The organism is Croceicoccus pelagius (assembly GCF_001661915.1).
GTDB classification, from domain to species: Bacteria; Pseudomonadota; Alphaproteobacteria; order Sphingomonadales; family Sphingomonadaceae; genus Croceicoccus; species Croceicoccus pelagius.
The window spans coordinates 266042-275136 of record NZ_LYWY01000034.1; the positions used below are offsets into that span (position 1 = coordinate 266042).

The 9095-nt window shown below is 64.7% G+C and carries 9 protein-coding genes and 1 tRNA gene; 4 read left to right on the forward strand and 6 right to left on the reverse strand.

All coding sequences use genetic code 11. The features are described from left to right. Positions 1–3 precede the first annotated feature (3 nt). Both A9D15_RS09170 and A9D15_RS09175 read right to left on the reverse strand, forming a co-directional pair. Positions 4–2532, reverse strand: a complete 2529-nt coding sequence (locus A9D15_RS09170) for an ABC transporter permease (protein ID WP_066764176.1) — start codon at positions 2530–2532, stop codon at positions 4–6. Beyond that, positions 2529–3236 carry an ABC transporter ATP-binding protein gene (locus A9D15_RS09175; RefSeq protein WP_066764179.1) on the reverse strand — a complete coding sequence of 236 codons (708 nt, stop codon included), beginning with the start codon at positions 3234–3236 and terminating at the stop codon, positions 2529–2531. The genes A9D15_RS09170 and A9D15_RS09175 overlap by 4 nt, the downstream gene beginning before the upstream one ends. Before the next feature lie 52 nt (positions 3237–3288). On the opposite strand from A9D15_RS09175, the gene A9D15_RS09180 reads away from it, so the two are divergent. Next, on the forward strand, positions 3289–3954 hold the full coding sequence (locus tag A9D15_RS09180; protein ID WP_066764266.1) for an arylesterase: 666 nt from the start codon (positions 3289–3291) through the stop codon (positions 3952–3954). Here A9D15_RS09180 and recF read toward each other — a convergent pair. After that, the gene (gene recF, locus A9D15_RS09185; protein ID WP_066764181.1) at positions 3951–5030 is read right to left on the reverse strand and encodes a DNA replication/repair protein RecF; all 1080 of its coding nucleotides are present in this window, start codon (positions 5028–5030) and stop codon (positions 3951–3953) included. The genes A9D15_RS09180 and recF overlap by 4 nt on opposite strands. Positions 5031–5252: 222 nt before the next feature. Here recF and A9D15_RS16550 point away from each other — a divergent pair, with 222 nt between their 5' ends. Next, positions 5253–5393, forward strand: a complete 141-nt coding sequence (locus A9D15_RS16550) for a hypothetical protein (RefSeq protein ID WP_156521726.1) — start codon at positions 5253–5255, stop codon at positions 5391–5393. Next, entirely contained in the window at positions 5390–5599 is a 210-nt protein-coding gene (locus A9D15_RS09190) for a PspC domain-containing protein (protein ID WP_066764183.1), read from the forward strand. Before A9D15_RS16550 ends, A9D15_RS09190 begins: the two co-directional genes overlap by 4 nt. A gap of 20 nt (positions 5600–5619) precedes the next feature. Here the strand turns inward: A9D15_RS09190 and A9D15_RS09195 are convergent, their stop codons facing one another. Then, on the reverse strand, positions 5620–6285 hold the full coding sequence (locus A9D15_RS09195) for a queuosine precursor transporter (protein WP_082924381.1): 666 nt from the start codon (positions 6283–6285) through the stop codon (positions 5620–5622). A 142-nt stretch (positions 6286–6427) separates the two neighbouring features. On the opposite strand from A9D15_RS09195, the gene A9D15_RS09200 reads away from it, so the two are divergent. After that, a tRNA-Arg gene (locus tag A9D15_RS09200) sits at positions 6428–6504 on the forward strand. A 299-nt stretch (positions 6505–6803) separates the two neighbouring features. Here the strand turns inward: A9D15_RS09200 and istB are convergent. Further along, positions 6804–7571: an IS21-like element helper ATPase IstB gene (gene istB, locus A9D15_RS09205; RefSeq protein WP_066761576.1), complete on the reverse strand. Its 768-nt coding sequence runs from the start codon at positions 7569–7571 to the stop codon at positions 6804–6806. Continuing rightward, positions 7568–9076, reverse strand: coding sequence for an IS21 family transposase (istA, locus tag A9D15_RS09210; RefSeq protein ID WP_082924210.1), 1509 nt, complete (start codon positions 9074–9076; stop codon positions 7568–7570). Before istA ends, istB begins: the two co-directional genes overlap by 4 nt. Positions 9077–9095: the final 19 nt, after the last annotated feature.

The following is a 9095-nucleotide window of genomic DNA, read 5'->3' on the forward strand; positions in this document are numbered from 1 at the left end:
GGTTTAAAGGCTCCTGAGCGCACGGGCAGGCCGTGCGCGCAGGACCGGCAGCGACGCCGCGACGGCGGCCAGCACGACCAGCAGAACGCCCCCGCCCAGCACGGCAAGGACTACCGGCAGGTCGGGCTCGTAGGGAAATTCGAAGAGCCGTGTCATCACGAGCCAGCCGGTGCCCAGCCCGATACCCAGCCCGATCGCGCCCAGCACGGCTGCAAGGATCAGGTAGCGCGTCAGCAGCGCGCCCAAGAGCTGTCCCTGACTAGCCCCCAGCACGCGCAGGACGACGGTATCGTAGGTCTCCCGCGCCCGCGCCGCGGCTATCGCGCCCAGCAGGACGGCAAGGCCTGCCAGAACCGCGACGCTGGCGGCGGCAAGAATGGCGACGGCAAGGCTGGAGAGGATCTCGCGCGCCTCGGCCAGAACGCCGCCAATCTCGATCACCGAAGTAGTCGGGAACGCACGGACGAGCGCGCCCAGCAGCGGGCCGCCATCCGCACCATCGGGCAGGATGACCGAGGCCGAGAGGTTGTGCGGCGCATCGTCGATCGCACCGGGCGCGAAGACGAGGACGTAGTTGAAACCCATGTCGTCCCACTCGATCCGGCGAAAAGAGGCGATCGTCGCCTCGCGCTCCACCCCAAGCAGGCCGATCGCGAGCTTGTCACCGATTTCAAGATCGAGTGCGTTGGCGAATTCCTCATCGACAGACACCAGCGGCGAACCGTCGTAATCCGCAGGCCACCACTCGCCCTCGGTGACGACGTTGCCTGCCGGAAGGTCTGCCGAGTAGGTCAGCCCGCGCTCTCCGCGAAGGGCCCATGCGCCCTCGGGAATGTCTTCAAGGTCCGATACGCGTGTCATCGCGCCTTCGGGGCCATATGCGAGGACCGCTCCGCGCAAGGCGGGCACGGTGCGGACCTGCGAGCCCGGAGCCTCGCTCTCGACGATCTGCCGGAAAGAACCTTCCGCATCGCGCGGCAGGTCCAGCACGAAATAGTCCGGCGCCTTTTCGGGCACGGTGCCCGCGATATAGGCGTCGAGGCTGGTCTGGGTAGCGGCGATCGCGGCAAAGGCGGAAAGGCCGAAACCAAGCGCGGTAACGAGCGCGATCGTCGGCGAACCGGGGCGATCAAGTGCGGCAAGCCCCATTCGCATCGCCAGCGACCCCCGAGAGCGCGGCACGCGGGAGGCGAGTTTGCGGATCACGAGTCCTAGCAGTGCCAACAGCCCCAGCACGACAGCCGCCCCGCCGAGGAAACCCGCCGTAAGGAACGGCTCATGCGCGGTTAGGAGAGCGAGCGCGACGATGGCAATAAGCCCCGCCGCAACGGGCTTCGCAGCCTTGCGCCAGAGCCCGGCAGGCAGCGTCACGCGCGAACGCAGCAGCGCCATTGCCGTGATAGAGCGCGAGGCGAGCAGCGGCGGCGCGGCGAATACGAAAGCGACCAGCAACCCGAACAGCACCGCCCGCAACAGCGCCAGCGGATCGAGCACGAAACCTGTCTCCACCGGCAGCAAGCCTTCCAGCAACGCCGCCAGAGCAGGCACGGCAAGGACGCCGACCACCAACCCCGCACCGATGCCGATCAGCGCGGCGGCAAGAACCTGCAGGGCATGGATACGCAGCACGTCGTCCGACGTCGCGCCCAGCACTTTCAAAGTCGCGACAGTGCCCCGCCGCGTCTCCAGCCATGACGACACCGCGCCCGCGATCCCGATGCCCGCAATGACCAGCGCGGCGAGCCCAACAAGGCCGAGAAACTGGCCCATGTTCGCCATAAGCCGGTCTGCGCCGGGCGATGCCCTGTCCCGCGTCCGCGTAGCCCAGCCCGCATCGGGGAACTGCGCCTCAAACGCGTCGGCGGCTTCCTGCGGGTCGCTTTCGGCGGGCAGGGCCACGCGGTATTTCGCGCGCATCATCGAGCCGAACTGGACCAGTCCGCTCTTTTCCATCGTGGATTGCGAGATCAGCACCGGCGCGCCCAGCGCGAAGCCTTCGGACAATCGGTCCGGTTCGCGCGCGATCACGCCTGCAATCTGCACGTTCTCTTCGCCCAGCTTGATCGTATCGCCAACCTCGACGTCGAGCCGGTCGAGCACGCCGCCATCGACCCATGCTGCGCTATCGGGGGGAGCGGCCGCGTCCTCGCCGCCTTCGATCTCCAGTGCGCCGTAGAGCGGCCAGGCATCGTCGACGGACTTCAGTTGTATCGGAGAGACATTGCCGTTGGCCGCGCTCGCCATCGCCTGCAGGCGGATGCCGCCCGACACCGGCCCCATGGCTTCGAGCGCCGCGCGCTCATCCTCGCTCGCCTCGCGGGCATAGATCGCGAATTCGACATCGCCGCCAAGGATCTCGCGCCCGCGATCGGAAAGCTCGCCCCGGATCGCCGATTCCAGCGTACCGATCGCAGCCAGAGCGCCCGCGCCAAGAAACAGGCAGATGACGAGCAGACGCAGCCCGCGAAAGCGCCACGAAAAATCGCGCTTCGCCAGCCGGAAGGCGAGCGCCCAGCGTCCCTCACCGCTCATCCGTTGAGGCTGTCCGACACGATTTGCCCGTCGGCGAGTTCGAGCACCCGCTCGCACTTTTCGGCGAGCGACGGATCGTGTGTGATCAGGAACAGCGTCGCGCCCGTCTCTGCGCGCCTGCCGAACAACAGATCGATGACTTGCGCGCCGGTCGCGCTGTCGAGATTTCCGGTGGGTTCGTCGGCGAACAGCAGCGGCGGGCGCGGCGCCAGTGCGCGGGCAATCGCCACGCGCTGCTGCTCGCCGCCCGAAAGCTGCATGGGATAGTGATCGAGCCGGTGGCCGAGGCCGACCGCCTCAAGCTCTGCCCGTGCGCGCGTGAAGGCGTCGCCCTCGCCCGCCAGCTCCAGCGGCGTTGCGACGTTCTCGGTCGCGGTCATCGTCGGCAGCAGGTGGAAGGCCTGAAGCACGATGCCGATGCGGCCACGCCGCGCGCGGGCCAGCGCATCTTCCGACAATCCGGAGAAATCCTCTCCCGCCACGTCCAGTCTGCCGCTGCTGGCGCGTTCCAGCCCCGATAGCACCGCCATCAGCGAGGACTTGCCCGAACCCGACGGGCCAAGCAGCGCCACGGTCTGCCCTTCCGGCACGACGAGATCGATACCTTTCAGGATCGGCACAGGGCTACCCGTGTTCCCCAGTTCGAGGGTCAGGCTTTCGGCGTGAATGGCGGGGCGGGCGGCAACGTCAGGGGGGCTTTGCATGGAGCGACCAAGATTGGCATGGATGGGGCAAGCTGCAAGGAATTTGATCGAAATGCGTAAGTTGATCGCGGCGTTTGCCGCACTCGCCCTATCGGCCTGCGGGCAGGCAGAGGGCAACAAAGCCGATGGCGGCACGGCTGAGGCCGATACGCCGGTCGGCCAGCCGACGATGGTCCTTGCCTTCGGGGACAGCCTTTTCGCAGGCTACAACCTGCCGCGATCGGCGGCCTATCCTGAACAGCTTGAACAGGCGCTGCGCCAGCGCGGGATGAACGTGCGGGTCCAGAATGCGGGCGTTTCGGGCGATACGACTTCGGCCGGGCGCCAACGGCTATCCTTCGTACTCGATTCCATGACGGTGAAGCCCGACCTTGCCCTTGTCGAACTGGGCGCGAACGACATGCTGCGCGGATTGCCTCCCAAACAGGCGCGGGAAAATCTCGACGCGATCATGGCAGAGCTGGACCGCCGCGACATCGACATCGTCGTCATGGGCATGAAGGCCGCGCCCAATCTGGGCGGCGAATACGCGGGCGAGTTCAACGCGATCTTCCCCGACCTTGCCGACAAGTACGATGCCGAGATCGTGCCGTTTTTCATCGAACCGCTGATATTCAATCGCTCGCTGGTGCAGTCCGACCAGATCCACCCGACGGCGGACGGCGTGAAGGCGATGGTCGAGGAATCGGTCGACACGATCGAGGACGCGCTGGATTAAAGCGGATCGGCGACGCCCGCCGTAACCCGCCATGCCGCAGGGCGTTCAGGCAGGCTGGCGAAAGGTTCGGTCTCGGTCCCCGTCATCCAGACTTGCGCGCCGGTCGCGGCAAGCCGTTCGTAAAGCACCGCGCGGCGCACCGGATCGAGGTGCGCGGCGACTTCGTCCAAGAGCAGGACCAGCGGGCGTGACCCGGCGGCCAGTTCGGCGTGGGCCAGCGTGATCGCGATCAGCATCGCCTTCTGTTCACCGGTCGAACACTCCGCCGCCGGACGCCCGGTGCCCGACATAATCACCGACAGATCATCGCGGTGCGGCCCCGCAAGCGTGCGCCCAGCCCCGCGATCCGCGCCGCGGCCCTTGCACCAAAGCTCCGCCAGTTCGTCCGCATCGGCGGGCGCTGCGGGATCTACGCTTAGCTCGGGCCGCGCGAAAGGATCGTCGGGCACGCCAGAAATCGCTTCGGCCAGCCGAGCGACGGTTTCGGCGCGGCCTTGCGCGATCATTGCACCAGCTTCCGCCATTTCCTTTTCCAGCGCGTCGAGCCACCCCGCATCGGGCCGTGCATCCCCGCTCATCAACCGGTTCCGTTCGCGTAGCGCCTTGTCATAGCGGGTCGAATGGGTCGCATGATCGGGACGCAAGGCCAGCACCATGCGATCGAGGAACCGCCGCCGCGCGCTGGCACTGTCGGCAAACAGTCGGTCCATCGCGGGGGTGAGCCAACTTACCGAGAGCCATTCGGCCAGCCGCGTCGCAGGAAGCGGCGCGCCGCTCGCCTGGACGATACGGCGTCCCGGATTGTCGGCGCGCAAGGCCGTGCCAATGCGAACCGGCGTGACCCCGCTGACGAGATCGACACCCACTGCAAAGCCGCCATGCGCGCCCTCACGGGGGATGTCGGGCAGCTGCGCGCGCCTGAGGCCCCGCCCCGGCGCCAGTAGTGACAGCGCCTCCAGCACGTTCGTCTTGCCCGCGCCGTTGGGCCCGATGAGCAGGTTGAAACGTCCCGCCCCCTCAAGCCGGGTGGCGGCGTGATTTCTGAAGTCTGCAAGGCGGATACGGTCCAGCGCCATCGCCTATGCGCTTAGGGTCGAGCCGCTTGCAGGAAAAGCGGGAAATAGCAAAGCCAACAGTTGGTGAAATTTACCAAATAGCGGTTTCATGAACATTCGTTCATTTTTCTGGCGACTATCAAAACCTTGAATTCACGCAATTTTCACAACTGGCACGGTTTCTGCAATGTATCTGGCATGAACGGCACGACGCCGCTTCGACATTGAACAAGGGGAAATAAAATGACCAAGTTTTCGCAGATCTCTTCGAACCTGACCGCCGGTCTCGCCGCTCTCGCCGTGTCGCTCTTCGCGATCTCCGCAACGGTTTCGCCGGTCGATTTCGCCGCTCCCACCGCCGTCGCTTCGGACATGCGCGCATGAGCAACGTGACCAAACCCAACGGAGGTTCGCCGCGCAAGTTTCACCTCGACAAGAGGCGCGGCAAGCTGATGGGCGTGTGCGCCGGCATCGCCGAATACTTCGGCATCGACGTCACGCTCGTCCGTATCCTGGTGGTAGTCGGGACACTGGCCGGTTTCGGCTCGCTGATACTCGTCTACCTGCTCATCGGGCTGATCGCGGACTAACCCTCCGCGATCACGCTCCCTCAATCGACTTTCGCAAACGGCGAGAAGTCCGTGTCCGTATCGTAGACATCGACCCCTTCGCGCCGTTTCAGCCATCCCACCACGACATAGGTGACAGGGGTCAGCAAGGCTTCCCAGCTCACTTTCAGCACCCACTGGGTCACCGCGACCCAGAAGACCTGCTCGCCCGTCCAGCCCATCGTGCCGAGGAACGCCAGCGGATAGAAAATCGCGCTGTCGACGCCTTGGCCCACGACAGTCGATCCGATCGTCCTGCTCCACAGCGCCTTGCCCCTGGTCCAGATCTTCATCCGGGCAAGGACGTAGGAATTGACGAACTCCCCCGCCCAGAACGCGATGATCGAGGCACCGGCGATGCGCCAGGCCTGTCCGAACACGTTTTCGTAGTCCGACTGGAACGGCCATCCATCCGCAGGCGGCAACGCCACGACAACTTCGGCCATCACCACCATGAAGATCAGCGCGCCGAACCCTGCCCAGATACAGCGGCGGGCATGGGCATAGCCGTAAACCTCGGTCAGCACGTCGCCGATGACGTATGAAATCGGAAAGAACAGCACGCCCGCGCCGAAATACCATTCGCCAAGCACCGGCAGCTCGATGACCGAGCGTTTGGATGCGCCGATGATGTTGGACAACAGCAGGACGGTAACAAAACCCGCCATCACGAAATCGAAATACCGGAAAAGCCGGTGCCCGGCCGCCTTCCCTTCGACCCGCGCAGGCCCTATCGTGCGTTCACTATCCACGCATCAGGCCGTAACGTGATTTGCGCCTTGCGAAAAGCACGCTATTTGCAACCCCCACGCGCCCTTAGCTCAGCTGGATAGAGCACGGGACTTCTAATCCTGAGGCCGCAGGTTCGACTCCTGCAGGGCGCGCCATTTCCGTTCGATGATGGGCACTCCAGTTTTTGCGGCCGAATCCGTTCGCGCTACTGCGTGTTCCAATGCCTTCGTAGATCCGCTGATGCGAATTTCACTGTCTCCGACCTCAACTTGGCCAACTAGGCTACGGACGTAATATTGTTGAAGCGCCGGTTCGCCTTCGCGCAGGCTGTCAACGGCGGAGTAAAAGTCGGCCATTGGGCGGCGCAAAACCAGGCCAGTTGATCCGGGTGTTGGCGAGCGCCGTGAGGGCGTAGCCCGAGCGGGGGTCGCCAACACCCGGATTGTCATTTCTGTCAGGGGTTGGGGCGTGCTTTTCGTGCCTGGCTCTGGGCCAGACGATAGCTCTCGCCATTCATTTCCAGGATGCTGACGTGGTGGGTAAGCCGGTCGAGAAGCGCGCCGGTCAGGCGCTCGGAACCGAACGTTTCGGTCCATTCGTCGAACGGCAGGTTGCTGGTGATCAGCGTCGAGCCACGCTCGTAACGCTGCGAGATCAGTTCGAACAGCAGTTCCGCGCCGGTCTTTGACAGGGGAACGAACCCCAGCTCGTCGATGATGAGGAGCTTGTATCCGGCCATCTGCTTTTGCAGGCGCAGCAGGCGGCGTTCGTCGCGTGCTTCCATCATTTCGCTGACCAGCGCGGACGCGGTGGTAAAACCGACTGTCAGACCCTTCTGGCAGGCCGCGAGGCCCAGGCCGATCGCGACATGGGTCTTGCCGGTTCCTGACGGGCCAAGGGCGATGACGTTCTCGCGCCGGATGATCCATTCGCAGCGCGCCAGTTCGAGCACCTGCATCTTGTTGAGCTTCGGGATGGCGGTAAAATCGAAGCTGTCGAGGCTCTTGGCCGCCGGGAACCGCGCGGCCTTGATCCGGCGCTCGACCATCCGCCGTTCCCGGTCGATCAGTTCCAGTTCGACAAGCCGGGCAAGATAGCGGACATGATCCACGCCCTCTGCCGCGCATTGCCGGGCCAGCTTGTCATGCTCACGCAGGAACGTCGGCAGCTTGAGCGTCTTGAGGTGATTGGTGAGCAGCAGTTCGGGAGCCGGGCTGCTCATGCCGCGTCCTTCGTCTCGCCCGACAACAGCCGCATGTACGAGCGCGCCGATGTCGTCTCCACCCTCGTCCTGGGCAGGTAGGGATAGATCGCCATATCCAGTCTGGGCACCCGGCGTTCAACCCGGCACAATACAAGGTGCTTCACCGCATCGAAGCCGATCGCGCCCATATCAAGGGCCTGCTTCACCGCGGCATGCAGATCGGCAAGCGTGAAGCTTTCCAGCAGGCGCAGCACCTGCACATACTCGCGCCGGCCATGCTTGCCCCCATGACGGTTCAGGCGCGCTTCCATCAGCCGGCGCAGCGTCACAAACGCCTCGGGCAGGTTCCAGCCTTGCAAGGGCGCGGCCTGATCGAGGGCATTGATCTTCTGTTCGATCAGGGGAAGGTAATGGACCGGATCGAAGGTCACGTCTTCGCGGCTATAGCTGCGGGGATGACGGGCAATGACCTCGCCCCGGCAGCCGATCACCACCTCGCCGACATAGCCCCTGATCCATACTTCCTGGTGGCCGAAGCGTACCGGTACCGAGTAATCATTGGTCCGGTAGCGCACCAGCGCCTGCGACGAGACCTGGCCGCTGGTCTGGTCACAGGCCTCGAACGGCGATGCCGGAAGGTCCTGCATCGCCGCCAGATCGCGTTGCAGTCTCTCGCCGATCGTCTCGTTCTCGCCGCGCAGCCGATCGTTCTGCCGTTTGCGGCATTGCTCCTCGAGCCACAGGTTGAACGCCTCCCATGTCGCGAACCGGGGGATCGGGACCATGAAGTTGCGGCGGGCATAGCCGACCAGACCTTCCACGCTGCCCTTGTCGTTCCCCTTGCCAGGGCGGCCGTAACGATCGCGGATCAGGTAGTGCGACAGAAAGGCGCTGAACAGCCTCGCGCGCCGCCGCGTGCTGTCAGGAAGGATCTTAGAGACCAGGCAGCGATCGTTGTCGTAGACGATCGAGAGCGGTACCGCGCCGAAGAACGCGAAGGCATGAACGTGGCCGTCCATCCACGCCTCGGCAACGGCCGCCGGATAGGCCCGCACGTAGCAGGCATCGCTGTGCGGCAGATCGAGCACGAAGAAGTGCGCCTTCTGCTCCACACCGCCGATCTCAACCAGAGCCTCGCCGAAATCAGCCTGTGCGTGGCCGGGGGCGTGCGCCAACGGCACGAACATCTCCCGGCTGCGCTGAACCCGCTCCCGGATGTAATCCTTGATGATCGTGTAACCGCCGGTGAAGCCATGCTCTGCGCGAAGGCGGTCGAACACACGCTTCGCCGTATGGCGCTGCTTGCGCGGAACCGACCGGTCCCCTTCCAGCCAGCCATCGATGATCGGTATGAACGCTTCCAGCTTCGGTCGCCGCACCGGGGCGCTGCGACGGTAACCGGGCGGCACCGAATACGACAGCATCTTGCGAACCGTGTCGCGCGATATGTTGAAATGCTTCGCTGCCTCGCGCTGGCTCATCCCTTCAGAACACGCCAGACGAACCCTCAGGTAAAGTTCCACGGTGTAAATCCCTCATCCC